Here is a 21,278-nt window from a genome sequence, read left to right on the forward strand (position 1 = left end):
GGAGCGGTCCCGCCGCAGGCCTCGCACGCCTGTGATCGCGGGTGGCCGATCCTGGCATGCCTCCAGGTCCGCTGAAACAAACCGCGCGTGACGAGCAGTCTGGCTCTCACTTCTCACCATCACATCGAGTCAGGCTGCCCGACGCGCCACCCTCGATCAACCTTCAGGCTCGCAGCTCACGCTGCGGGCCCCAAGGTGCTGGCTCAAACCCGTCGCGCAATCAGAGATGACAAGCCCGGCCAAAACCGCCAAAGAAAAGCCTCTCCCTTGAGGATCCCTGCCCATGACCGCCGAGAAGCCCGCGCCAGCCCTTGCCGAACTCCGCCAGGAGATCGACCGCATTGACGAGGCGATGCACCGGCTGCTCATGGAGCGCGGCACCATCATCGACCGTCTGATCGCCTCCAAGAAGGCCTCGAAGACCGGCATCGCGTCCGCCTTCCGCCCCGGCCGCGAGGCCTCGATGATGAAGGCGCTGGCCGAACGCCACGAGGGCCTGCTGCCGCTCGACACGGTGGAGAGCATCTGGCGGGTGATCATCGGCACCTTCACCTATGTGCAGTCGAATTATTCCGTCCATGCGGACGTGTCCGGGGGCGATGCGCCCATGCGGGATTCGGCCCGGTTCCATTTCGGCTTCACGGTGCCGTACGTCACGCATCCCAGCGCCGCTGCGGTGATCGAGGCGGTGGCCTCCTCCGGGGGCGATCTCGGCATCTTCCGCCTCGACCAGGGGGCGACGAGCGGCGCCTGGTGGCGCACGCTCGCCGACCGCGACCGCCCGAAGGTCATCGCCCGCCTGCCCTTCATCGAGCGGCCCGATCATCCGGCCGGCACGCCCGTTTTCGTCATCTCGAAGCCGCTGGTGGATGCGGCCGTGCACGACGTGGTGCTCTATGCCGCCCAGTTCGAGCGCTGGCACCGGGGCGCCAACGAGGCGCTCGTCCGCCTCGGCGGCGAAGTGGTGGCGAGCGCCGCCGACGCCCATGGCCTGTCGGAGCTCATCGCCGTGCCCGGCACCGTCGCGCCCGCACAACTGCACGAAACCCTCACGAAGGCAGGTGCGAGTCTGGCCCAACTTGCCGAGGTCGGCAGCCATGCCGAACGTTTCCACGTGAAATGAAATCAAGCCTGAGCTAGAGCATCCGCCAACAGATCGATTGTTAGGAACTAAAAATGTCCGTTCGTCCCCAGCCCCGTCCCGGCGTGATGCAGATCGACGCCTATGTGCCCGGCAAGAGCAAGGCCGCAGGGGTTGCCAAGATCCACAAGCTCTCCTCGAACGAGACGCCGCTCGGCCCCTCGCCGAGGGCCATGGAAGCGATCCGGACCTTCGATCATCTCGAGCTTTATCCGGACGGCGCCGCCACCAAGCTGCGCGAGGCGATCGCGGCCCGTTATGGGCTCGATCCGAACCGCATCATCTGCGGCACGGGCTCGGACGAATTGCTGTCGCTCATCACGAGCGCCTATGTGGGCCCGGGCGACGAGGGCATCTTCACGGAGCACGGCTTCCTGGTCTACCGCATCGCGATCATGGCAGCCGGCGGCACTCCTGTCGTGGCGCCCGAGAAGGATCTGCACACGGATGTGGATGCGATTCTGGCGAAGGTGACGAGCAAGACCAAGATCGTCTTTCTCGCCAATCCCAACAACCCGACCGGCACCTACATTCCGTTCGATGAGGTCAAGCGCCTGCACGCGGGCTTGCCGCCGCATGTGCTGCTGGTGCTCGACGCGGCCTATGCCGAGTACGTGCGCCGCAACGATTACGAGGCGGGCCTGGAACTCGTCGCAACTTCAGAGAACGTGGTGATGACGCGCACCTTCTCGAAGATCTATGGCCTCGCCAACCTGCGCCTCGGCTGGATGGTGGCGCCCGCCCATGTTGCGGATGCGATCAATCGCATCCGCGGCCCGTTCAACGTGAACGGCCCGGCGATTGCTGCCGGCATCGCGGCGATCCAGGACGAGGCGCATATCGCAAAGGCCATCGAGCACAACGATAAATGGCTCGCGTGGCTTACCCGCGAGATCGAGGCGCTTGGCCTGCAGGTGACGCCAAGCGTCGGCAATTTCATGCTGATCCATTTCCCGAAAGCAGCAGGCCGGACGGCGAAGGAGGCAGATAGCTTCCTCTCATCGCGCGGGCTCATCCTGCGCCAGGTCGAGGCTTACGGCCTGCCCGATGCCCTGCGCCTGACCGTGGGCGACGAGGAGGCGAATGGCCTCGTGGTGTCGGCGTTGCGCGATTTTCTCGGTGGCAAACATGCCTGAGCGTCTCGGTCCCCCGCGTGAAACGCCCCTCGTCGAGCGCGTCGCTCTCATCGGCCTCGGGCTGATCGGCTCGTCGATTGCCCGCGCGGCCCGCCATCTCAACCTCGCGCGCACCATCGTGGCGGTGGATGCGAACGAAGCCGTTGTGGCGCGGGTGCGCGAGCTTAGGCTTGCCGACGAGGCGACCACCGATATCGTGGCGGGCGTGCGGGATGCGGATCTCGTGATCCTCTGCGTGCCGGTCGGTGTCTGCGGCAAGGTGGCGGAAGCGATGCGGTCAGGGTTGAAGCCCGGCAGCATCGTGTCGGATGTGGGCTCGGTGAAGGCCTCGGTGGTTGCGCAGGTGCAGCCGCATCTGCCCGAGGGCGTGCATTTCGTGCCGGCGCATCCGGTGGCGGGCACCGAGCATTCAGGGCCTGACGCGGGCTTCTCGACGCTCTTCCACAATCGCTGGTGCATCCTCACCCCGCCCGAGGGCACGGATGAGGCGGCGGTCGAGCGCGTGCGCGCCTTCTGGGAGGCCATGGGCTCCAACGTCGAGGTCATGACCGCGCAGCACCACGACCTCGTGCTCGCCATCACCAGCCATGTGCCGCATCTCATCGCCTACAACATCGTCGGCACCGCGGCGGATCTGGAGACGGTCACGCAGGGCGAGGTGATCAAGTTCTCGGCCGGCGGTTTTCGCGATTTCACCCGCATCGCGGCCTCGGACCCGACCATGTGGCGCGACGTGTTCCTGCACAACCGCGAGGCCGTGCTGGAAATGCTCGGCCGCCTCAACGAGGACATCGCGCTTTTGGCGCGGGCCATCCGCTGGGGCGAGGGCGACAAGCTGTTCGACCTCTTCACCCGCACCCGCGCCATCCGCCGCGGCATCATCTCGTCGGGCCAGGAAACCCCGGAGCCGGATTTCGGCCGGCGGCGAGAGGACAAGGCTTAAGCCGCGGTCATCAACGCGGGACGGTCACCCTGTTGTCATTCCGGGGCGACCGCAGGTCGAGCCCGGAATCCATAAACACGACGTGTCAGAAAAGGATGATCAACGTCGCACTAGTCCTTGCACCGTTAGCGGTTATGGATTCCGGGCTCCGCTGCGCGGCCCCGGAATGACAGTGGGTGTGCCTGACATTGAGATCACCGGCACAAGGCCGGTGATGACGTGGAGGGGCGTCAATACAACGGCTGCAGCTTCACGTTCGGGATCACGAACGGCCCCATGGCGAGAGAACCGTTCTCCAGCCGCAGGGGCGGCAGGGAGGCGAGCTGCGGCTTGGCGTTCGGCTGCGCCGCATTGGCGCGTGAGCCCTGGCCCAGCAGCATCCCTAAAAGATTGCCGCCGAGGCGCCCTCCGGTGAGGTTGCCGAGGAGGCCGTCGAGGCCGGCGGCCGCCACGTTGAGCTGACCGGCGGGCCGGTGCTGATCGTCGAGGCGCAGCTCGCCCTTGGTCTCGATCTGGCGCGTGCCCTTGGTGGCCGAGAGCATCAGAATGTCGAGCTTGCCGTCGGCCTTGCGCCACAGCTCCATCTCGTCGGCAATGGTGCCGCCTTTGAAACCATCGGCTTGCGTGACCGTGACGTCCGCGTTGAGGTTCGTCGCCTCCGCGCCGCCGATGAGCGCGTCGAGAAGCGGAATGCGCGCCTCCGTGACGGAAGCCGCCACGTCGGCGGCCTGCTCGGCGGATCGCGAGGGGTTGGGCCGCACGTGAAGCTCCAGGTGCTTGCCGGATCCGGTCAACTCGCCGGCCGGCAATCCTGTGACGGTCACCTTGGGCGCATTGGCGGCAAGCGACACGCGCTGAAGCCCCCTCGTGGAGGTATTGAGGCTCGCCTGGAGCAGATCCCAGCTGCCCTGCACCGTCACGGTGCCATCCGTCACGCGCAACGGACCAGCCACCTCGGTGATGATGCGGCGGGGCTGATAGACCTGCGCCACGGCCTCGGTGCGCCCGAAGGAGGCCGTCACTGCGCCGCGCTTGAAGTCGAGGGCGTTGCAGATCACCTCGATGCGGAACGGGTAGCCGGCGATGGTGCGGTCGCTGCAGGTCCATTGCCGCCCGGCGCGCGCCTCCGCGGCGATCCAGCCGTCGAGGGCCTCCGCCGTGCGGTTGCGGATCACGAACCAGGCGATGCTCCAGGCAATGGCGAGCAGAAGCAGCAGGACCAAGGGCGTGTAGAGCCAGAAGCGACTGCGGCGAACATTCCCCGTCGGGGCGGCCTGATCCATGCGCGATCTCCTGTTGTGTTGGTGCTTCCTAGCTCTAGCGCCTCGTGCGGAAAAGTGGACCTCACTTTTTCCGCGAGCACGATGCGCTCATGAAAATACAAAGCATCGAATTCAGTCCCAAAAGTGGTTCCCGCTTTTGGGTTCGATGCTATAGGCCCGAAGCAGGCAAGGTTCGGGCGGGGTGAGATGAAGGACCTCACGGAGGATTTATGGGTGTTCGGCTACGGCTCGCTCATGTGGCGGCCGGGCTTTCCCTTTCTGGAGCGCGTGCATGCCCATCTCTACGGCTATCACCGGTCGCTCTGCGTCTTCTCCCATGTGCATCGCGGAACCCCCGAACATCCGGGGCTGGTGCTCGGGCTTGATCGCGGCGGGCGCTGCCATGGCGTGGCGTTCCGGGTCGCCCCGGAGGAGGCCGAGGCCACGATCCAATATCTGCGCGAGCGCGAGCAGGTCACCGCCGTCTATCTGGAGCGCCGCCTGCCGGTGCGGCTCGCCGATGGCCGGCGGGCTCACGCCTTGGCTTATGTGGTCGACCGCTATCATGGGCAATATGCCGGGCGCCTGTCCTTCGAGGATGTCCTGAAGCACGTGCGGCAGGGCCAGGGCGTGTCCGGGCGCAACCCGGATTACGTGCGCAACACCTACGACCATCTCATCGGCATGAGCGTGGTCGACCCATTGCTGCACAAGATCGTGGGTGCGCTCGATCAGGAAGCCTGAGTCTCGTCCTCGCGCAGATCCTCGAAGATCGCGCGGCGATCCTCGTCCGTTTCGGCCAGCCGGTGGATGTGAAGCTCGGTGGCGCCTGACGCCTGGACCTTGGCAAGCCAACGCATCCGGGTGTGCTCGGCCGGCTCGGACGCGGCCATGGCGGCATCGATCACCGTGCCGGTGCCGTCCCGGTCCCGCCTGACAGCCAGGATCACGGCGTCCGTGACGTCGAGCAGCTCCGCCTCGTTGAGCGGATGCACGCCGACGATGTAGCGGCGGCCCGAACGGCCGCGCCAGGAACTCAAGGTGGAAGAGGAGCGAAGCCCTGCGGTCGCCCGTAGCCTTTCCTCGCGCACGCCAGCCCTCCGCATTCGGTCGTTGCGGAGATCCCGCATGGCCGCGTTCCAGGATATGGTTCGTTTGTTCGCCATATGTTCTTATATGTAAGAACGGCCGGGTGAGTCGTCAAGTTAATGAAAAGCTTGGCAGGGCTTGGGTTTGCAGGATTTTTGCGCAGTTGGTCGCAAGCACTTGGCTTCTTGCTGTCATCATCGGCCTTGTGCCCGTGATCCCGAACATTTGAGGCGTTGCGCTTGCCCGTATCGGGATGGCCGGCACAAGCCCGGCCATGACGAGGCGAGTGTCGTTTCACGCCTTCGACAGCGACGTCTCCGAGGCTTTTGCAGGGCTGAGGCCGAGCTCCCTGCGGCCCTCCTCGTAGAGCCTGTCCGAGGCCGTCTCGATCTCGGTCTGCACCCGTTGGAAGAACTCGTCGCGCGGCAGGCCCGCCGGGATGGGATCGAGCACCTCGATCCGCACCGTACCGGGCCGGCGGATGAACTGCCGGCGCGGCCAGTAGAGGCCGGCGTTCAGGGCAATCGGAATGCAGGGGAAGCCGAGGTTCTGGTAGAGATGCGCCACGCCGTACTTGTAGGCCGGCGGCGCGCCCGGCGGGCGGCGGGTTCCCTCGGGGAAAATGATGATCTGGCGCCCATGTTCGGCCTCTTCCTTCGCGCGCTGGGTCATCTGCACCAGGGCGATCGTGCCGGCCTTGCGGTTCACCGGCACGCACTGGGCCTTGGCCAGATGCCAGCCGAAGATGGGAAGCCACATCAGCTCGCGCTTCAGGATGTAGGTCGGATCGTCCAGGATCGTCACGATCGCAAAGGTCTCGAGGAACGACTGGTGCTTGGCCGCCACCAGCGCCCCGCCCGGCGGGATCTTCTCCCGGCCTGTAATCTCGACCCTGATGCCGGCAATGACCCGCAGAAGCCAGATCGACGTGCGGCCCCAGAGCTTGACCATCTCCATGAAGGTCCGGCGCGGCACCAGAAGGCCCGGAATCAGCAGGATCAGCCACAGGATCAGGTTGGCGTAAAAGGCGATGTTGAACAGCAGGGAGCGGAGGATCAGCATGACGTCTTGAAAAGGAAATGCGGAGCCTCTTGCCCCGCGGCCCCCACCATAGAAGGTTTTCGCCTCGGGTCTAGCGCCAGAGAGGCTCGGCGATGACCTGCGCCTTGACCGGGGACCCGCCGCTGATGAGGTGGGCCACCGAGGAGCGCTCCGGGTCGTCCTCGAGATAGGTGCGCACCCAAACGGCCAGGAACTTCAGGTATTCGGTGAAGATCACCCGGGCCACGGCCGGGTTGTGCCACCAATCGTGCGGGTCGATGGTGGCCGCCACCGGGTAGGGGATCTTCTGGAGGTTCGGCAGGGCGTGGTCGAGCTCCACGAGGGTGCGCGGCATGTGGTAGTTCGAGGTGACGACGATGATGGTGTCGAAGCCGTTGCTCTCCGCCCAGCGGCGGGTCTCGATGGCGTTGCCGATGGTGTTGCGGGCCCGGTAGTCGAGATCCACGCAGCAATCGAACAGGCGCCGCTGGCCCGGATTGAGTCGGGCGATCTGGTCCCGGCTGGTATTCTCGTTGACGCCGGAGATCAGGAGCCTTTTGGCATAGCCCTTATCCAGAAGGTCGATGGCGTCGCCGATGCGCTGGGCGCCGCCGGTCATGGCCACGATGCCGTCCGCCCGTGTTTCCGGCCATTGCTCGGAGCGGTCGAGGCTGTAGACGAAGGCGAGAAAGCCCAGGAAGCCGACGATGACCGCGCATGTTGCGGCCCAGAATCCCCAGCCGAAGACGCGGCGCGTCCACGACCGCCGGGCGGGAGCCTTAGGCGATTCCTGCATCGTCCAGCCCCAGCCGACGGCTTCCGTGGCGTCCGGCGTACCCAAACTCTGCGTTTGCGAGGTCATCCTGGACGAGGATAGTGGAGATTGCGGCAATGGAGAGGCAGCCCGCTTTTTCCCTGTTAACTCTCACCATCAACCATTTTCGTTAAGAAAGCGTCTCACGGTCAACCGCGATACGATGCCCGTGATGACGGCTACGAAGAGTGCTATCAGCACCACAACCCCATAGCCCCGCCAGCCGATGGTGAAGGCGCCGAACAGGGCCTCGATCTGGTCGCCCGTGGGACTCGCCCGCCAGGAGCGGGTCACAAGGCCCAGGAGGAGGGTCAGCACCATGGCGCCGCCCGCCCCGAAGGCAGCGCCGCGCAGCCCCAGCCGGAAGAAGCGGTGCTGAAACTCCTTGGCGATGAAGTCGTCGTTCGCGCCCACGAAATGGAGCACCTCCACCACCTCCCGGTTGCTCGCCATGGCGCCCCGGGTGGCGAAGATGACGGCGAGCCCCGCCGCGATCAGCACCAGGCTGACCAGGAACACGCCCACGCCGATGATGGTGTTGGCCATGGTGGAGAGCCGCGACACCCAGAGGGCGTGATCGTCGAGCGTAGCCCCCGGCACATCCCGCTGGAGGGATTGCCTTAAAGTGCTGAAATCCGGCTTCGCGTCTTCCTGGATCTTGATCACGATCAGGCGCGGCACCGGCAGGTCGTTGAAGTCGAGCCCGGTCCCGAGCCATGGCTCAAGCAGGCGCTCGGATTCCTCCTTGGAAAAGGCCTGGGCCGTCTCGACCCCGGGCGCCTGACGGGCGAGCGCCACCGCGCGCTCCACGTCCTGGTCGATGGAGCGCTGGGTATTAGGGCGAATCTGGATGGTGACTTCCCGGGCGATCTCGGAACGCCACTGGGCGGAAGAGGCCGCCACGAGCTCCGCGCCGCCGGCGCACAGGGCCGCCAGGAAGGTCAGGATCGCGATGACGGCGGCGAGCGCCTGGCCTCCGGCCGAGTCCACCGGCACGAGCGGCGCGTTCCGGCTCAACGACGCGGGCAGGGGGCGCCTCGCCCCGTCGGAGGACGCGGAGGCCTTCCTCAAGCGGGGCTGTGGGGAACCGCTCATCTCAGCTCACTCGTCGATATGCAGCTGGCCGTCGCCGAGCACGAGGCGGCGCACGTCGAGCTGATCCATGAGGCTGAAATCGTGGGTGGCGATGACCACCGAGGTTCCGAGCCGGTTGAGTTCGATGAAGAGGCGCAGGAGGCGCCGCGCCAGCGACGGGTCCACGTTGCCGGTGGGCTCGTCGGCGAGCAGCAGGTCGGGGCGCACGATCAACGCGCGGGCAATCGCCGCGCGCTGCTTCTCGCCGCCCGAGAGCACCGGCGGCAGCATATGCATGCGGTCGCCCAGGCCCACCCAGCGCAGGAGCTCGACCACCTCGGCCCGGTAGCTAGCCTCTTCCTTACCCTGCACGCGCAGCGGCAGGGCCACGTTCTCATAAGTCGTCAGATGATCGAGCAGGCGGAAATCCTGGAACACCACGCCCATGCGGCGGCGCAAGGAGGTCAGCTCGTCCTTCGAGATCCGGGAGACGTCCTCGCCGAACATCGAGATCAGGCCGCGGGTCGGCTTCACCGAGAGCAGGATCAGGCGCAGCAGCGTCGTCTTGCCGGCGCCGGACGGGCCGGTGAGGAACTGGAAGGAGTTGGGCTCGATGGAGAAGGTCAGGTCGCGCAGAACCTCGGGCCCCATGCCGTAACGCACGCCCACATTCTCGAAATGCACCACCGGCGGCGCGCCTTCATCGTAGTGATAATCGTCGTGATCGAGCGCTTTCACACGTATCCGAGCCATCCTTGAGGTGAAGAAATTCGGCGATTCGCTTCCTTATCGCCCCGTTATGGTTAGCAAGCCATAAACTTGCGGGCCTGTGACGGGAAGCGAGCCTCTCGCGGGACATTGCCGCAGGACGGCCCGGCTGCGGCCCAAATCCTTACGAATCGCGCCAACTTCGTTTGACATCCCAGGCCAAGCATGGTCGTGAAGAGGCGGCTTTAGGAGCCCCATATTTCTTTTCTGGACGATCATGATGAGCACTGCCCACCGCATCCGGGTTCTTTTCGACGAAGACACAATTGCCAAGCGCAACGAGGCGCTGGCCCAGGAGATCGCGGCCTCCAAGCCCGAAAACCTGCTCGTCGTGGCGATCCTCAAGGGCAGCTTCATGTTCGCCGCGGACCTGATCCGCGCCCTGCACCGGACCGGGCTCACCCCTCAGGTCGAGTTCGTGCACCTGTCGAGCTACCTGAACGGAACGGTCTCCACCGGCAATGTCACCATCCTGCGCGACATCGAAAGTGACGTGCGCGGGCGCGACGTGCTGCTCGTCGACGACATCCTCGAATCCGGCCGCACGGTCACCTTCGCCAAGGATCTGCTCATGGCGCGCGGCGCCAACAGCGTGAAGACCGCCGTGCTGCTGGAAAAGCCCGGCAAGCGCGCCGTGCAGATCCACCCGGATTACGTGGGCTTCACCTGCCCGGACGTATTCGTGATCGGCTACGGCATGGACGTGGCCCATTCCTACCGGCAGCTGCCTTTCGTCGGTGTCCTCGACCACCACGACAAGGACCCGGATCTGTTCGACAAGCCCGAGGCCTGATCAGCCGTTCAGCCGCCAGATCGTGCCGTTGAGCAGGGTCGCGTAAGAGACCCAGGCGAGATACGGCATGAGCAGCCCTGCCGCCGTGTGGTCGAGCCGCCAGAAGGTGCGGATCGTGACGAGGATCGCCACGATCAGGGCCACGATGACCACAAGCCCGGCCACCGGGCTCTGCCCGCCGAAGAACGCGAAGGACCACGTTCCGTTCAAGATCAGCTGCACGAAGAACGCCACGATGGCGGCGGCTCGTCCGGGTCGGTTCTCCGGCAGCGAGAGAATGCGCCAGAGCGCATAGGCCATCATGGCGTAGAGAATTGTCCAGGCCACCGGGAAGGCCCAGTTCGGCGGCGTGAAGCCGGGTTTCTGGAGGCCCGCATACCAGGCCGGGATGTTCGGCTGCGTGATCAGGCTCGCCGACACCGCCACGGCGACCACCGGCAGCACGGCCACAAGAAAACGTGGCAGCGGCGGCATGGCATGGCTGCCCGGCGCAGTTTGCTCTGTATGCATCCCTGAAATCCCTTTAAGGACGTTGCGTCATTTCTCTCGTGACGCAACTGTCACGCTCTCCGGAGGTTCCCCATGTCGTCATCGCGTTCCCGTTGGTCGAAGCGCAGCCTGACCGCTCAGGCCATGGGCCATGTGGATCCGATCACCAAGGCGGTCGTGCCGCCGATCCATGTGGCGACCACCTATATCCGCGATGAGGACAATGCCTACTCGTCCGGCTTCGTCTATGGAAGGCCGGACAACGCCACGATCCGTGAGGCGGAAGAAGTGCTGGCGATGCTGGAGGAGGCCGAGGCCGGTGCCCTCCTGTTCTCCTCCGGCATGGCGGCGGCCACCGCGGTGTTCCAGGCGCTCGATCCGGGCGATCACATCGTGGCCTCCAAGGTCATGTACTGGGCTCTGCGCAGCTGGCTGATGACGGAGGCCGTGCGCTGGGGCCTCAAGGTCGATTTCGTCGAGACCGACAACCTCGATGCTTTGCGCGAGGCCGTGAAGCCCGGCAAGACCAAGCTCGTCTGGATCGAGACGCCCTCCAACCCGCTCTGGACCATCACGGACATCGCCGCCGCGGCCGAGATCGCGCATGCGGCAGGCGCCAGGCTCGCGGTCGATTCCACCACCGCCTCGCCGATCCACACCCGACCGCTCAGTCTCGGCGCCGACATCGTCATGCATGCGGCGACAAAAGTGCTGAACGGCCATTCCGACGTGGTGGCCGGCGCGCTCGCGGGCGCCAGGGCGGACGAATTTTGGGCGCGGGTTGCCAACATCCGCAAGATGCAGGGCGCGATCCTTGGCCCCTTCGAGGCCTATCTCCTGATGCGCGGCATGCGCACGCTCCATGTGCGCACGGCTGCACAAGCCAAGAACGCGCTTGATCTCGCGCAGCGCTTCTCCGCTCATCCCAAGGTGGCGCGCGTGCTCTATCCCGGCCTGCCGCAGCATCCCGGCCACGACATCGCCGCCCGGCAGATGGAGAACGGCTTCGGCTACATGCTCTCGATCCAGGTTTCGGACGGCGAGGCCGCGGCGATCCGCACGGCGGCGCGAGTCGGCTTGTGGAAGCGGGCGACGTCGCTCGGCGGCGTCGAGAGCCTGATCGAGCACCGCGCCTCCATCGAGGGGCCGGGCACCCCGTGCCCGCCGGATCTGCTGCGGCTGTCCACGGGCATCGAGGATGTGGAGGATCTGTATCGGGATCTTGATGAGGCGCTGCGCGGGTAATTCCCTGTGTCATTCCCGGCCGGAGCGTAGCGGAGGGGAAGGGAATCCACTCAGCCGCTCAGCACCATGGATCCCCTTCCCGCACTTCGTGCGCCGGGGATGACACCAGCGTCATGCCCGCACTTGTTGCGGGCATCCACGTCTTACGGCGCTGAAAACGTGGATGGCCGGGACGAGCCCGGCCATGACGGATAGGGAGGGCGGTGAATTCTGGGCCCTCCTTCGCCGGCTATATTGATTCTGTCACAAAACCTGTGCTTCTGTCGTGTAGAGGCGAATTAAGTTTCACTGCACAACAAGCCCATAGGGAAGACCATGACCCAATCCATCACTCGCCGCCGCGTCCTTCAGACCGGCGTGGCTGCCGCCGCTCTCACCGGCCTGTCGCAAGTCAGCTGGGCCGCCGGCCCGGTCGTGAAGCTCCGCATCCTGGAGACCACCGACCTTCACGTGAACGTCTTCCCTTACGACTATTACCGCGACGCGGCCGACGACACGGTGGGCCTCGCCCGCACGGCCACCCTGGTGAAGGGCGCCCGGGCTGAGGCCAAGAACACCCTGCTGTTCGACAACGGCGATCTGATCCAGGGCTCGCCGTTGGGTGACTTCGTCGCCTATCGCCGCGGCATGAAGAAGGGCGACGTGCACCCCATGGTCGCCGCCATGAACGAGCTCAATTACGATTGCGGCACGCTCGGCAACCACGAGTTCAACTACGGCCTCGAATTCCTGCAGAACGCGCTGGGCACGGCCAAATTCCCGCTGGTCTGCGCCAACGTGCTGAAAGCCAACGGCGAGACCCTGCAGAAGCCCTGGATCGTGCTCGACCGCGAGTTCACCGATGAGGCCGGCGCCAAGCAAAAGATCAAGATCGGCGTGATCGGCTTCGTGCCGCCGCAGATCGTCCAATGGGACAAGTCGCACCTCGACGGCAAGGCCACCACGATCGACATCGTCGATGCGGCCAACAAGGATGTGCCCGACCTGAAGAAGGCCGGTGCCGATATCGTCGTGGCGCTCTGCCATTCCGGCATCGCCGGCGGCGAGCGCAAAGGCGGCGAGGAGAACGCGGCCCTGCACCTCGCCAAGGTCGACGGCATCGACGTGATCCTCACCGGCCACCAGCACTTCACGTTCCCGGGCGGCAAGGAATTCAACAACATCCCGGGCGTCGACGTGCAGAAGGGCACGCTGCACGGCAAGCCCGCCGTCATGGCCGGCTTCTGGGGCAGCCATCTCGGCCTCATCGACCTGGAGCTGACCAAGGAAGGCAATGCCTGGAAGGTGGCGAACTTCCGCACCGAGGCGCGCCCGATCTACGACCGCGTCGACCGCAAGGTGGTGGCGAAGGTGGAATCCGACGCAGCCGTGATGGCGGCCGCCAAGGAAGGCCATGAGGCGACGCTGAAATATGTGCGCGAGCCCGTCGGCACCACGGCGGTTCCGATCCACTCCTACTTCTCGCTCGTGTCGGACGACGCCTCCGTGAAGCTCGTGACCGAGGCGCAGGCCTGGTACGTGGCCGACCAGCTGAAAGCGTCCGCTTTCAAGGATCTGCCGATCCTCTCCGCAGGCGCGCCCTTCAAGGCAGGCGGCCGCGGCGGCCCGAACTACTTCACCGAGATCAAGCCCGGCCCGCTCGCCATCAAGGACATGGCGGACATCTACATCTACCCGAACACGATCCGCGTGGTGAAGGTCACCGGCGCCCAGGTGCGCGAGTGGCTCGAGCGCTCGGCCGGCATCTACAACCAGATCGACCCGGCCAAGGGCGGCGAGCAGGAACTCGTCAACCCGAAGTTCCCGGCCTACAACTTCGACGTCATCGCGGGCGTGCAGTACAAGATCGACCCGACGCAGGCCTCGCGCTACGACGACAACGGCAAGGTCGTGAATGCCGATGCCCACCGCATCAAGGACCTGTCCTATAACGGCAAGCCCGTGGCGGACGATCAGCAGTTCCTCGTGGTGACCAACAACTACCGCGCCGGCGGCGGCGGCAACTTCCCGGGCGCCGATGGCACCACCATCGTGTTCGAGGCCCCGGATCTGACCCGCGACGCGATCATGCGCTTCATCATCGAGAAGAAGGAAGTGGCTCCGAAGGCTGATGGCTCCTGGTCGCTCGCGGTTCCTGCCGGCGTCACCATGACCTTCACCACCGGCCCGAACGCCGCCAATTATCAGCCGGCCGGCATCAAGGTCGAGAAGATGGGCGACGCACCGGAAGGCTTCGTGAAGTACAAGATCGTGGGCTGATTCTGTCCTCAGCTGAATGCGAGGCGGCCGGGCTCACGCCCGGCCGTTTTCGTTGGGAAGCGGCGCAAGAACGGGTTCGATCAGGCGGTGCGTCCTTTTGGCTATTGGTGAGAAAAGCGGCAGTCCCACGAGGCACGTCTCTGATTTCGCAATCGAAATTCCTTGGGTGCATCGTCGGGCGCTGGCTAAAAAATCAGCGCCTTCGAAGATCGAAGAACGATTAACCGACGATTAACCGGCCTCTATTGGAATGGAGGTGACATTGCATCCTTCATTAAGCTTTTATTCTGACCTCCTCGATGTTTTTGCTTCTTCGCCGACCCGAATGCTTCCTGCTGTCCCTCGTGCTGGGCTCCACCGCGTCATGGGCTCAAGAGACGACCCAAGAAGCCGATATCTGGAGCGTTAATCTCACGCCTCAGTGGCTCGATGAGCATGTTGCCGTGTCAAGGCGCAGCAAGCGTCCGCGCTCCTCCTACACTTTGAAGCGCACGCAGGTCTGGACGAACGGCCTTGCCAGGAGCCCTGTCCAGAGCTTCCAGCGAAATGCCTCCGACCATGCCGTCGGGGCCAAGCTGCAGCCCCTGCACGACTACAATTTTCTCGTTGGAACCGAGTTGATCCGTGGCGGCGGGTATCAGGGGTCGCTGCAGTCGAAAGCCACGTGGGAAGCCTTCACGACGCACGACTGGGAGAGCCTGGGCGGCGTCACCTTCGGGCTGTCGACGGCAGGCTTCATGGACATGACGAGCCACGGCTACGCCCAATCCGTCAGCGGCACCATGGGGATCCCCCTCGACCTTCCGCTCCAGTCCTGGAACACGCAGCTGCGTTTTGCGCCGAGCATCAGCCTCGATGCCGCCAACGGGGATTTCAGCACCGGCCTGTTGTCGGAAGTGATGGGCCAGGCGCTGCTCAGCGCACCCGCGGATCGGCTCAAGTCGGTGCTCAACGTCTCAATCGGCTATGGCCTTGCGCCGCGTACGCAGCCCGTCGCTTCGGCGAGGCTCGAGCTGAGGATCACGCCCAATCTCTGACAGGGGCGTCTGCTCACGACAAAGGCAGGCCATGAACCTGTCAGGCGCTCAGTCGTTGGGAGATTATCCTCATGACCGGAGAACGCCGTGGGACAGATCACCTTCGATGGCCGTGGCCCCTATGACCTGCCCAATGCCACCCATGCCGATGCGCAGAAAGACGGCGACGGGTTCATGCTCTCGTTCCGCCTCTGGAAATCCGAGAACGAGTGGACCCTGGTGCGCATCCGCGTGAGCGGCGGAGAAGCCGATAAGCTCGTGCGCCAGATCGGCGACGAGCGGGTGAGAACGGACGGCTCGACGATCATCTGACCCGCGTGGCCATCGCGGCTATCCTGGACATGAACCACACTTACAAATGACGCATTGGCCCTGTATGGTTCACTCATCAGCGATTCCTTAGTCGACCGCTGCCCTTTTGGGCGCATGGTGCGTCTCGAAGCTCCTCAGGCTTTGGAGCATCAGCCATGCCCGTCGATCTCCCCCCGCAGAAGAAGCTCGCCCAGGCCGTTCCGGCATCATGGAACCTGGTCGTGGATCGCTCCCTGAACTGGCTTGCCGTCGCTGTCGGTCTTGGACTCTGTCTTTGGATCATCACCCTCGGCACATGAAGGGAGCCCTGCTCTTGGATCCGGACCGCGACAGCAGATATCCCTGGCTCAGCCTCATCGGCATCGCCGCCATCGGCCTGTTCGGGCTCGTCCTGATGGTGATTTTAACCCCCTGAATGCCCTGACGGAGCGCCCGGTCAGGGCAGGGCGATCACGTCGTTGAGGTGCTCGGGCTTCGGCTCCTTGCCGAGGCGCCGGCGCTTGGCCAGGATGATGGTGCCGTTGATCTCTCCGCCGAACAGGAAGATGGCGGACAACGTATAGAGAAAGATCAGCGCCACCATGGCGGTGGCCAGCCCCCCATAGGTGGACGCATAGGCTCCTGGGTAGAACTCGAGATACCAGCTGAAGGCGAAGCCGCCGAGAAGCCACAGAGCCAGGGTCACGCCCACGCCCGGCAGCACCGCACGGAAGCTGCGCCGCCCCGATGGAATGAGCTTGTAGGCGAGCAGCAGGCCCGCCACGATGACGATGGTGGCTACGCCGATCCGCAGGAAGGCGATCAACCCGTCGAAGGGCTGCAGCGCCGGCACCCACGACAGCACGAACCGCCACAGAAAAGGACCGAGCACCACCAGCAGCGCGAGCGCGAGCAGCATGAGGGCGCCTGCGATCACGAAGGCGATGGATTCGAGCCGCGTCAGCCACCAGGCGCGGGTCTCGCGCACCCCATAGGCACGGTTGAGCCCGACCCGCAGGCTCTCCACGCCGCTCGATGCGAAGTAAAGCGCGAGCACGAGGCCGAAGGTCACCACGTCGCTGCGCTTGACCGACAGAATGGTATGCACCTCGCCCGCGATGGGGCCCGCGATCTCCCGGGGCCAAGCCTCCAGGATGATGTCCGCCACCTCGTCTGCCAGAGTCCCGGTTCCGAACAGGCTCGCCAGCGCCGTGACCAGGATGAGGAACGGGAACATCGAGGTCAGCACCGACAGGGCGATATGGCTCGCGATCGCCCAGGCATCGTGCAGCACGAAGCGCGTTGAGGCGATGGCGACGAGTTCGAGCCAGAGGCGAAGGCGGTTCAACAGCGGGGTCTCCAGGAGGCTGGAGATGGTGCGGTAGGGGTTTCAGGGCAAGGAAACAACACCTGTCAGCCTAGCAGGTTTTCACAGACGCAGCACAGCGCGGCGTCCCAAGGTCGACATTTGGATGAGGCCTTACGGATCGACAAACATAAAGGCTCGGGCCTACAAGGCTCTTCCTCTTTTGTGGTTTCCGTTCCCGTCCCGTCATGAGCCCATCCCTCTTCGCTCGCCTCGCGCCGCCGCTGTTCGTGCTCATCTGGGCCACGGGCTTCGTCGTGGCGCGCCTTGTGGCGCCTTATGCCGAGCCGCTGACGTTCCTGTTCGTGCGCTACGTGCTCGCCACCCTCGTGCTGGCCGGCATCGTCGTGGTGGCGCGGGTGTCCTGGCCGCGCCGGTGGAGCGACTGGCGCAACAGCATGATCGCCGGGGTGCTCCTGCACGGATTCTATCTCGGAGGCGTGTTCTGGGCGGTCAAGCACGGGCTGCCCGCCGGGATCTCCGCCCTCGTGGCCGGTCTCCAGCCCCTGGCCACGGGCCTGCTTGCAGGACCCTTGCTGGGCGAGCGGGTGTCGCCGCGCCGCTGGGCCGGCATCGGCATCGGCTTCATGGGCGCAGCCCTTGTGGTGGCGCCGAAGCTCGGCGATGGCGGCGTGCCGCCGCTGGCGCTCTTCATCTGCGTGCTCGGCATGCTCTCCATCACCTTCGGGACCATCTGGCAGAAGCGCACCGGCAGCAATCTCGACCTGCGGGTGAATGCGACGATCCAGTATATCGGGGCCGCGATCGTCACCCTGCCGCTGATGCTGCTGCTGGAAGAGGGACATCTGGAACTCACGCTGCCACTCCTCGGCGCGCTTGCCTGGGCAGTGCTCGGCCTGTCCATCGGGGCCATCGGCCTGCTGCTGTTCCTGATCCGGCAGGGCGCCGTGGTGGGCGTCGCGACGCTGCTCTATCTCGTGCCGCCGGTCGCAGCCCTGATGGCCTTCGCGCTCTTCGGCGAAACCCTAAGCCCGATCCAACTCGCCGGCATGGCTCTCGCGGCGTTGGGCGTCGCGGTGGCGAGCAGGAACTGAGAACAAGAAAGCGCCGGCAGCCCTCCTCCCCCTTGTGGGGAGGAGTTGGAGGTGGGGGTGTGAGCACTGAGCTGGACTAGCGTAACGCCAGCACCCCCACCCCGGCTGCTTTCGCAGCCACCCCTCCCCACAAGGGGGAGGGGAAACACGCGCCAAGTTCTTTCGGACAGATCTCAGGATAAGGACTGAGATTTACGAGTTGGTCTCTGGAAAGCGGACTACTTCGTGATGATCTTCACGGAAACCGGATCGCTGGCGGGAAAGGTCTCTTCCACGCCCTCATCAAGAAGCTCTTCCTGGTGCTTCTTCTTCTCGGTCTGGTTGTCGTCTTTGCGGTCGTTCTTGTCCTGAGCGTTTTCATCAGGGCGATTTTTGTCAGTCATAGCCTGCCTCCTTGGCTGGATTGCTCATCTTGTCATTGGGACAACGCAAGGCGCCAAGCTTCGATCCGCCGGACGAATGCCCAAAAGAAAACGGCGCCTTGCGGCGCCGTTCCTGAGCGTTGAAAAAGATCAGCGCGGCTGGCCCTGCTGCTGGTTGACGAAGTAGTCGAAGGGCAGCTCGGCGATGCGGAACCAAGTGAGCTCCTTCTCGCGGAAGGCGTTCCAGGAATCGTACACCTTCTTGAACTTGGCGTTGGAGGCCGCGAGCTCGCCATAGAGCTTGTAGGCTTCCTTGTAGCTCTGCTCCATCACGTCGCGCGGGAACGGACGCAGCTGCACGCCCTGGCCCACGAGACGGCGGATCGCGTCGGCGTTCTGCGCATCATATTTCGCCACGCACATGGCGTTGGCCTCGGCGCAGGCTGCCTCGAGGATCGCCTTGTAATGGGCCGGCAGCTCATTCCACTTGTTCATGTTCACGTAGAGCGAAGGCTGCGCGCCGCCTTCCCAGAAGCCCGGATAATAGTAGTACTGGGCCACCTTCACGAAGCCGAGCTTCTCGTCGTCATGCGGACCGGAGAACTCCACCGCGTCGAGGGTGCCGCGCTCCAGCGCCGGATAGATATCACCTGCGGCGAGCACCTGGGGCACCACGCCGAGCTTCTGCATGATCTGGCCGCCCATGCCGGCGATGCGCATCTTCAGCCCGTTCAGGTCCGCGATGGACTTGATCTCTTTGCGGAACCAGCCGCCCATCTGCGCGCCGGTCTGGCCGGCCGGGATCGGATAGACGTTGTAGTCCTTCATGAACTCGCGCATGAGGTCGAGACCGCCGCCGTAATACATCCAGGCATTGTGCTGGCGCACGTTCATGCCCCACGGCACCGAGGTGTCGAACATGAAGGTCGGGTCCTTGCCGATGAAGAAGCTCGACAGGGTGTAGGAGCACTCGACCGTGCCGTTCTGGGTGGCATCGAGGGTCTGGAGCGCGCCGACGATCTCGCCTGCGGCGAACGGCTGGATCTGGAACTTGTTGTCGGTGGCGGCGGCCACGCGCTTGGAGATCATCTCGCCCGCGCCGAAGAGGGTGTCGAGGCTCTTCGGATAGGCCGACGCCATACGCCAGCGAACCTCCGGCTGCGCCTGCGCGATGGCCGGGGACGCAACCGCGCCCGCTGCAGCTGCCAGGCCTGCGCCTTTGAGAACTTTTCTTCTGTCCATGAGCGTTTCCTCAACCGTTTTATATCGTCACTGCCGGTTCGGCTGAACAATCCATAAAGCGGGAGGCCTGCGGCTGTCACTCCATCTTCCGTAGAGACAGCTATGCAGTAGGCTCATTGGGCGATCCCGGATGGAGTGCAGCAGAACTCGGGATGGCTCGACGAGTGTGGCGCGGGAACTCTCCTCCCCCTTGTGGGGAGGAGTGGAGGTGGGGGTGTCGGCGCCAGACCTGCATAGGCTATCGCTTACACCCCCACCCCGGCCGCTGCCGCGGCCACCCCTCCCCACAAGGGGGAGGGAAACAGCACCTTATCCTGCACCCGATCCCGGATCGGCTTGCGCCGTCCGGGATGACGAGTAGGTGGATGGTGGGCCTACCGCTCCTCGCTGCCGCCCTTGGAGAGCGGACGGTCCACCTGTCCCTCGGCGGCCCGACCGGAGCGCTTCGGCGGCTTCTCGTCGCCGGTCGAGGCGGTCGACTTTCCGCCGGACTGGCTGGCGGTCGGATGGCCGCGCACCAGGGTGCCCTTGGGCACGTCCACCGCATTGCCGGGGGCCGGCACGCGGGCCCGGGAGGCCGCACCGCCGCTCATGCCCGAGGGGCCTGTCGTACCTTCCGTCTGAGCGGCACGGGTAGCAGGGCTCTTGTTGGCGGTGGTGTTGACGCCCTCGGCGATCTCCTCGTTGGAGAGCTGGAAGCCGGCGTTGTCATCTTCCTCTTCCGGCACCTCCTTGAAGGAGTGCAGGCCAGCATTTGAGCCGCTCTTCACGCGGCCGTCATCCACGTGGCTGATGTCAAGATCGGGGTCGAGCTTCTTCGAGGCGCCCATCGCGCCTGTGGCCTTGGCGGCCGCGCGCTTGGTGTTGCCGACATCGTTGCGCTGGGTCGGTCCTGCGACGAAGTCGTCTCCGGTCTCTTCCTGCGTGACCTCGTTCAGCACTTCATCGACAGGCGGCTCGGGAGGGCGGCCTCGTTTGTCTTGCGCCATGGGCTATTCCTCTTCTTCGGGTATCAGCAGGCTGATGGCTTAAAGAGTTTCACAGAGCCAACGTCCTGTTCGGGACGGGTGTTCCGGCCCTGCGATCGTGAAAAGGCAGGGCCGGACGATTGACGTGAGGCGTCTACTTCGCCCGACGATGCTATCGGCCAAGCTCCTTCTGCATGTCCTGCAGCATCGTGAGATGTTCCTGAATCTGGCCGCGTGCGAGCTTGGCCACGTTCGTCGTCTCGCGGTTGCCGGAGCCCTGCTTGAGATAGCTCTCCTGCAGCTTCAGCAGTTCCTGGTGCCCCTGGATCTGCAGGGCCACATAATCCTTGTCGAAGGCTGCTCCCGCTTCAGCCTTGGACAGGCGTTCCATGGCCTGCGCGTCCTTGGCCGGAAGCTCGGGTGCGGTCGAGGCCGCAGCCTGGGCGCCGCGTGTGGTGGACGCAGTGGCGTTCGGATCGGCGAAGGAATGCATGATCTCGGCGAGCAGGTTCTGCTCGCCCACCTCGAACTCCGCGAACTGCTTCACGCGCGGATTCTGCGCCTTGCTCAGCGCGAAGTTCGATTGCTGCAGCGATACGGTGCCGAGCGCCAGCGCCTGCTGAATGTATTGCCGGTCGGCCTGCGACTGTGCCTCGCCCATGGCGGCCGGGGCGCTGTTGGCCTGGCCCTGACGGGCTGGTGTCTGCGTATCCTGCGGGGCGCCGCCCTGCTGCGTGCGCTGCTGGCGCTGCTGCGCATTCTGGCCGAGCGCCGGATTGGTCTGCGTCTCCGCAGGTTGGGGTGTGGTCGATTGAGGAATGGCCTGGTTCTGCTGCTGGGCGAAGGCTGGAATGGCGACAGCGGCCATGAGGCCGGCGATCACGAGACGGCGTGACATCGGGA

At 64.9% G+C, this 21,278-nt stretch carries 23 protein-coding genes; 11 read left to right on the forward strand and 12 right to left on the reverse strand.

All coding sequences use genetic code 11. From position 1 onward, the window contains the following. Positions 1-283 precede the first annotated feature (283 nt). Genes JKL45_RS02450 through JKL45_RS02460 form a run of 3 tightly spaced genes read left to right on the forward strand, consistent with a single transcriptional unit; the run spans position 284 to position 3,220 of the window. Complete coding sequence (locus JKL45_RS02450; protein WP_201859517.1) at positions 284-1,123, forward strand: chorismate mutase; 840 nt, start codon at positions 284-286, stop codon at positions 1,121-1,123. 53 nt (positions 1,124-1,176) lie between these two features. Beyond that, a complete protein-coding gene (gene hisC, locus JKL45_RS02455) occupies positions 1,177-2,277 on the forward strand; it encodes a histidinol-phosphate transaminase (RefSeq protein WP_201859518.1) in 1,101 nt (366 codons plus the stop codon). Next, a complete protein-coding gene (locus JKL45_RS02460) occupies positions 2,270-3,220 on the forward strand; it encodes a prephenate/arogenate dehydrogenase family protein (protein ID WP_201859519.1) in 951 nt (316 codons plus the stop codon). The genes hisC and JKL45_RS02460 overlap by 8 nt, the downstream gene beginning before the upstream one ends. A 230-nt stretch (positions 3,221-3,450) precedes the next feature. On the opposite strand, the gene JKL45_RS02465 is transcribed toward JKL45_RS02460, so the two are convergent. Further along, entirely contained in the window at positions 3,451-4,503 is a 1,053-nt protein-coding gene (locus JKL45_RS02465) for a DUF2125 domain-containing protein (RefSeq protein WP_201859520.1), read from the reverse strand. Between the two features lie 186 nt (positions 4,504-4,689). Here JKL45_RS02465 and JKL45_RS02470 point away from each other — a divergent pair, with 186 nt between their 5' ends. Beyond that, positions 4,690-5,226, forward strand: coding sequence for a gamma-glutamylcyclotransferase (locus JKL45_RS02470; RefSeq protein WP_201859521.1), 537 nt, complete (start codon positions 4,690-4,692; stop codon positions 5,224-5,226). Here JKL45_RS02470 and JKL45_RS02475 read toward each other — a convergent pair. The 5 genes from JKL45_RS02475 to ftsE all read right to left on the reverse strand — a co-directional run bounded on the left by JKL45_RS02475 (position 5,214) and on the right by ftsE (position 9,238). Further along, a complete protein-coding gene (locus JKL45_RS02475; RefSeq protein ID WP_246498243.1) occupies positions 5,214-5,612 on the reverse strand; it encodes a hypothetical protein in 399 nt (132 codons plus the stop codon). The two genes, JKL45_RS02470 and JKL45_RS02475, sit on opposite strands and share 13 nt — an antisense overlap. A 253-nt stretch (positions 5,613-5,865) precedes the next feature. Beyond that, a complete protein-coding gene (locus tag JKL45_RS02480; protein WP_201859523.1) occupies positions 5,866-6,633 on the reverse strand; it encodes a lysophospholipid acyltransferase family protein in 768 nt (255 codons plus the stop codon). A gap of 70 nt (positions 6,634-6,703) precedes the next feature. Then, complete coding sequence (locus JKL45_RS02485) at positions 6,704-7,408, reverse strand: YdcF family protein (RefSeq protein ID WP_246498245.1); 705 nt, start codon at positions 7,406-7,408, stop codon at positions 6,704-6,706. A 135-nt stretch (positions 7,409-7,543) separates the two neighbouring features. Then, positions 7,544-8,521 (reverse strand): cell division protein FtsX, encoded by a 978-nt coding sequence (locus JKL45_RS02490; RefSeq protein ID WP_201859525.1) that lies wholly within the window; start codon positions 8,519-8,521, stop codon positions 7,544-7,546. Positions 8,522-8,527: 6 nt separating this feature from the next. Beyond that, positions 8,528-9,238, reverse strand: coding sequence for a cell division ATP-binding protein FtsE (ftsE, locus tag JKL45_RS02495; RefSeq protein WP_190845451.1), 711 nt, complete (start codon positions 9,236-9,238; stop codon positions 8,528-8,530). 247 nt (positions 9,239-9,485) lie between these two features. On the opposite strand from ftsE, the gene hpt reads away from it, so the two are divergent. Beyond that, positions 9,486-10,061 (forward strand): hypoxanthine phosphoribosyltransferase, encoded by a 576-nt coding sequence (gene hpt / locus JKL45_RS02500; protein WP_201859526.1) that lies wholly within the window; start codon positions 9,486-9,488, stop codon positions 10,059-10,061. On the opposite strand, the gene JKL45_RS02505 is transcribed toward hpt, so the two are convergent. After that, the gene (locus JKL45_RS02505; protein ID WP_201859527.1) at positions 10,062-10,571 is read right to left on the reverse strand and encodes a TspO/MBR family protein; all 510 of its coding nucleotides are present in this window, start codon (positions 10,569-10,571) and stop codon (positions 10,062-10,064) included. It abuts the gene before it with no gap. 72 nt (positions 10,572-10,643) lie between these two features. On the opposite strand from JKL45_RS02505, the gene JKL45_RS02510 reads away from it, so the two are divergent. The 5 genes from JKL45_RS02510 (at position 10,644) to JKL45_RS02530 (ending at position 15,702) form a co-directional block, all read left to right on the forward strand. Further along, positions 10,644-11,795: a trans-sulfuration enzyme family protein gene (locus tag JKL45_RS02510; protein WP_201859528.1), complete on the forward strand. Its 1,152-nt coding sequence runs from the start codon at positions 10,644-10,646 to the stop codon at positions 11,793-11,795. 315 nt (positions 11,796-12,110) lie between these two features. Beyond that, a complete protein-coding gene (locus JKL45_RS02515) occupies positions 12,111-14,054 on the forward strand; it encodes a bifunctional 2',3'-cyclic-nucleotide 2'-phosphodiesterase/3'-nucleotidase (protein WP_201859529.1) in 1,944 nt (647 codons plus the stop codon). 299 nt (positions 14,055-14,353) lie between these two features. After that, positions 14,354-15,091 (forward strand): hypothetical protein, encoded by a 738-nt coding sequence (locus JKL45_RS02520; protein ID WP_201859530.1) that lies wholly within the window; start codon positions 14,354-14,356, stop codon positions 15,089-15,091. Positions 15,092-15,178: 87 nt separating this feature from the next. Continuing rightward, positions 15,179-15,403: a hypothetical protein gene (locus JKL45_RS02525; protein ID WP_201859531.1), complete on the forward strand. Its 225-nt coding sequence runs from the start codon at positions 15,179-15,181 to the stop codon at positions 15,401-15,403. A 155-nt stretch (positions 15,404-15,558) separates the two neighbouring features. Next, positions 15,559-15,702, forward strand: coding sequence for a hypothetical protein (locus tag JKL45_RS02530; RefSeq protein ID WP_201859532.1), 144 nt, complete (start codon positions 15,559-15,561; stop codon positions 15,700-15,702). Between the two features lie 137 nt (positions 15,703-15,839). Here the strand turns inward: JKL45_RS02530 and JKL45_RS02535 are convergent, their stop codons facing one another. Beyond that, the gene (locus tag JKL45_RS02535; RefSeq protein WP_201859533.1) at positions 15,840-16,730 is read right to left on the reverse strand and encodes a YihY/virulence factor BrkB family protein; all 891 of its coding nucleotides are present in this window, start codon (positions 16,728-16,730) and stop codon (positions 15,840-15,842) included. A 206-nt stretch (positions 16,731-16,936) separates the two neighbouring features. Here JKL45_RS02535 and JKL45_RS02540 point away from each other — a divergent pair, with 206 nt between their 5' ends. After that, positions 16,937-17,803, forward strand: a complete 867-nt coding sequence (locus tag JKL45_RS02540) for a DMT family transporter (RefSeq protein WP_201859534.1) — start codon at positions 16,937-16,939, stop codon at positions 17,801-17,803. A gap of 218 nt (positions 17,804-18,021) precedes the next feature. Here JKL45_RS02540 and JKL45_RS02545 read toward each other — a convergent pair whose 3' ends face one another. From JKL45_RS02545 to JKL45_RS02560, 4 genes are all read right to left on the reverse strand, one after another. After that, positions 18,022-18,186 (reverse strand): hypothetical protein, encoded by a 165-nt coding sequence (locus JKL45_RS02545; protein ID WP_201859535.1) that lies wholly within the window; start codon positions 18,184-18,186, stop codon positions 18,022-18,024. Between the two features lie 129 nt (positions 18,187-18,315). Continuing rightward, the gene (locus JKL45_RS02550; protein ID WP_201859536.1) at positions 18,316-19,407 is read right to left on the reverse strand and encodes a TRAP transporter substrate-binding protein; all 1,092 of its coding nucleotides are present in this window, start codon (positions 19,405-19,407) and stop codon (positions 18,316-18,318) included. 374 nt (positions 19,408-19,781) lie between these two features. After that, complete coding sequence (locus JKL45_RS02555) at positions 19,782-20,396, reverse strand: hypothetical protein (RefSeq protein WP_201859537.1); 615 nt, start codon at positions 20,394-20,396, stop codon at positions 19,782-19,784. 151 nt (positions 20,397-20,547) lie between these two features. Further along, positions 20,548-21,273, reverse strand: a complete 726-nt coding sequence (locus JKL45_RS02560) for a DUF4142 domain-containing protein (RefSeq protein ID WP_201859538.1) — start codon at positions 21,271-21,273, stop codon at positions 20,548-20,550. Positions 21,274-21,278: the final 5 nt, after the last annotated feature.

The organism is Microvirga soli, from assembly GCF_016734765.1.
GTDB lineage: Bacteria > Pseudomonadota > Alphaproteobacteria > Rhizobiales > Beijerinckiaceae > Microvirga > Microvirga soli.

Excerpts from the sequence above, each read along its gene's own strand:
- JKL45_RS02550 (WP_201859536.1), bottom strand. The coding sequence starts at position 19,407 with ATGGACAGAAGAAAAGTTCTCAAAGGCGCAGGCCTGGCAGCTGCAGCG.
- JKL45_RS02505 (WP_201859527.1), bottom strand. The coding sequence starts at position 10,571 with ATGCATACAGAGCAAACTGCGCCGGGCAGCCATGCCATGCCGCCGCTG.
- hpt (WP_201859526.1), top strand. The coding sequence starts at position 9,486 with ATGATGAGCACTGCCCACCGCATCCGGGTTCTTTTCGACGAAGACACA.
- JKL45_RS02475 (WP_246498243.1), bottom strand. The coding sequence starts at position 5,612 with ATGCGGGATCTCCGCAACGACCGAATGCGGAGGGCTGGCGTGCGCGAG.
- JKL45_RS02450 (WP_201859517.1), top strand. The coding sequence starts at position 284 with ATGACCGCCGAGAAGCCCGCGCCAGCCCTTGCCGAACTCCGCCAGGAG.
- JKL45_RS02555 (WP_201859537.1), bottom strand. The coding sequence starts at position 20,396 with ATGGCGCAAGACAAACGAGGCCGCCCTCCCGAGCCGCCTGTCGATGAA.
- JKL45_RS02515 (WP_201859529.1), top strand. The coding sequence starts at position 12,111 with ATGACCCAATCCATCACTCGCCGCCGCGTCCTTCAGACCGGCGTGGCT.
- hisC (WP_201859518.1), top strand. The coding sequence starts at position 1,177 with ATGTCCGTTCGTCCCCAGCCCCGTCCCGGCGTGATGCAGATCGACGCC.
- JKL45_RS02485 (WP_246498245.1), bottom strand. The coding sequence starts at position 7,408 with ATGCAGGAATCGCCTAAGGCTCCCGCCCGGCGGTCGTGGACGCGCCGC.
- JKL45_RS02545 (WP_201859535.1), bottom strand. The coding sequence starts at position 18,186 with ATGACTGACAAAAATCGCCCTGATGAAAACGCTCAGGACAAGAACGAC.
- JKL45_RS02490 (WP_201859525.1), bottom strand. The coding sequence starts at position 8,521 with ATGAGCGGTTCCCCACAGCCCCGCTTGAGGAAGGCCTCCGCGTCCTCC.
- JKL45_RS02520 (WP_201859530.1), top strand. The coding sequence starts at position 14,354 with ATGTTTTTGCTTCTTCGCCGACCCGAATGCTTCCTGCTGTCCCTCGTG.
- JKL45_RS02560 (WP_201859538.1), bottom strand. The coding sequence starts at position 21,273 with ATGTCACGCCGTCTCGTGATCGCCGGCCTCATGGCCGCTGTCGCCATT.
- JKL45_RS02460 (WP_201859519.1), top strand. The coding sequence starts at position 2,270 with ATGCCTGAGCGTCTCGGTCCCCCGCGTGAAACGCCCCTCGTCGAGCGC.
- JKL45_RS02480 (WP_201859523.1), bottom strand. The coding sequence starts at position 6,633 with ATGCTGATCCTCCGCTCCCTGCTGTTCAACATCGCCTTTTACGCCAAC.
- JKL45_RS02510 (WP_201859528.1), top strand. The coding sequence starts at position 10,644 with ATGTCGTCATCGCGTTCCCGTTGGTCGAAGCGCAGCCTGACCGCTCAG.
- JKL45_RS02540 (WP_201859534.1), top strand. The coding sequence starts at position 16,937 with ATGAGCCCATCCCTCTTCGCTCGCCTCGCGCCGCCGCTGTTCGTGCTC.
- JKL45_RS02530 (WP_201859532.1), top strand. The coding sequence starts at position 15,559 with ATGCCCGTCGATCTCCCCCCGCAGAAGAAGCTCGCCCAGGCCGTTCCG.
- JKL45_RS02470 (WP_201859521.1), top strand. The coding sequence starts at position 4,690 with ATGAAGGACCTCACGGAGGATTTATGGGTGTTCGGCTACGGCTCGCTC.
- JKL45_RS02465 (WP_201859520.1), bottom strand. The coding sequence starts at position 4,503 with ATGGATCAGGCCGCCCCGACGGGGAATGTTCGCCGCAGTCGCTTCTGG.